Source organism: Methylorubrum podarium (assembly GCF_022179745.1).
In the GTDB taxonomy this organism is placed as follows: domain Bacteria; phylum Pseudomonadota; class Alphaproteobacteria; order Rhizobiales; family Beijerinckiaceae; genus Methylobacterium; species Methylobacterium podarium.
The window spans coordinates 1-1,598 of record NZ_BPRD01000311.1 but is presented as its reverse complement, the minus strand read 5'-3'; the positions used below and the strand labels follow the sequence as shown (position 1 = coordinate 1,598).

The following is a 1,598-nucleotide window of genomic DNA, read 5'->3' as shown; positions in this document are numbered from 1 at the left end:
GGCGCCTCGGTGCCGGGCGGAGCGTGGCCGACGACGTCGTCGTGGACCCGCCTGTGGAGTTGGCCGGGCGCCGCGTTAGACATGACGGAGCCTCCCGGCCCGCCGCACGATATGCCGGGACGCGAAGCCCGAGACGAGCAGGAGCACGAGGAGGGCGACCACGGCCGCCGCCGCGGCGCCGCCCGCCTCAGCCCCGTAGGCCGGCAGAACGAGCCACGCGAAATGCAGGGCGAGGCCGATCAGCACGAGCAGGCCGACGCCGCGCAGCAGGGCCGGGCTCTTCCGGACGGACGCGAAGAGCAAGGCGATGAAGGGGAGGATGCCGCCGAGGACGAGGCTCGCGACGAGGACGCCGCCCCACGGGCTCGCGCCGCGCTTCAGGTACCAGGCCGCCTTGGGCGGCAGGTCGCCGTACCACGCGACGATATAGGACATCAGCTCCAGGTAGATCACGCCGAGCAGGGTCGCGAGCATCAGGCCGGCGAGGTCGGAGGCGCCGCGGGCGTCGAGGCTCGACGGGCTTGCCAGCGCGGCGAAGGCGAGAGCCGCCAGGATCTGATGCAGCGCGACGTCGGCGGCGAAGGCGGAGGCGTTGAAGCCGGGCTCGACGGAGAGGATCCAATCGACGGAGACGAGGCTGATGGTCAGGCCGTAGAAGCCGAGGCCGAGGCCGGCGACGAGCGGGCTGGCGCGCCCGGACAGGGACAACAAAGCGAGCACCGACCAGCCGAGGAGGGCGACCGTCGCGCGCACGAGGAACAGCGTCGGGTCGAGGTAGAGGCGCAGGACATCGGGCTTTGCGCCCGTGCCGGCGGCCCAAGGGTAGGCGGCCTGGAGCCCGAGGGCGACACCGAGGAAGGCGAGGGCGGCGAGCGGCACGAGGGCGGTCGCCGGCCGCAGGGCGGGTGCCAGGACCGCGCCCCATCGCCCGCCGGTCACAGTATGGATCATGGCGAGGACCAGGGCGCCGAACGGCACCGCGCTCCACACGATCCAGGCGAGCAGCCAGCCGCGGAACAGGGCATCGCTCACGGCAGCTTCTCCGCGAGATCGGGGGCCTCGGCGACGCGGGCGCCCTGCGAGAGCTGCAGCGCGCGGATATAGGCGGCGATCGCCCAGCGGTCGCGCGGCTCGACCCGATCGGCGTAAGCGTACATCACGCCGTAGCCGCGGGTGATGACATCGACGAAGTAGGCGGCCGGCGCCGCCCGCAGGCGGTCCTCGTGATAGGAGGGCGGGGCAGGGAAGCCGCGCTGCACCACCATGCCGTCGCCGTGGCCGGTATAGCCGTGGCAGGGCGTGCAGATCGCGTCGTAGCGCTGGCGTCCGCGCTCCAGCAGCGCAGCATCCAAGGGCGGCGGATCGCGCAAGGCGGCCTCGCGGCTGAGCGCGCCGACCTCGACCGTTCCCTCGGGCGGGCGGCGCGCCTCGGCTTGGTCGGGGAAGAGCGGTGCCTTGCCGTAGACCTCGTAGCGCGCCTGCCGGCGCATCGACTGGTCCTCGCAGGCACTGAGCGCGGCGAGGAGCGGCAGCAGGAGCGGGAGGAGGCGCCTCACGGATGCATCTCCGCCACGAGCAGGGCGCCGGCCCGCTCCAGG

At 73.5% G+C, this 1,598-nt stretch carries 2 protein-coding genes; both read right to left on the bottom strand.

Annotated features, from left to right (window positions below):
• Positions 1-75 precede the first annotated feature (75 nt).
• Positions 76-1,032 carry a hypothetical protein gene (locus tag MFF42_RS15675; protein WP_238256575.1) on the bottom strand — a complete coding sequence of 319 codons (957 nt, stop codon included), beginning with the start codon at positions 1,030-1,032 and terminating at the stop codon, positions 76-78.
• Complete coding sequence (locus MFF42_RS15670) at positions 1,029-1,556, bottom strand: c-type cytochrome (RefSeq protein ID WP_238256574.1); 528 nt, start codon at positions 1,554-1,556, stop codon at positions 1,029-1,031. The genes MFF42_RS15675 and MFF42_RS15670 overlap by 4 nt, the downstream gene beginning before the upstream one ends.
• Positions 1,557-1,598 lie beyond the last annotated feature (42 nt).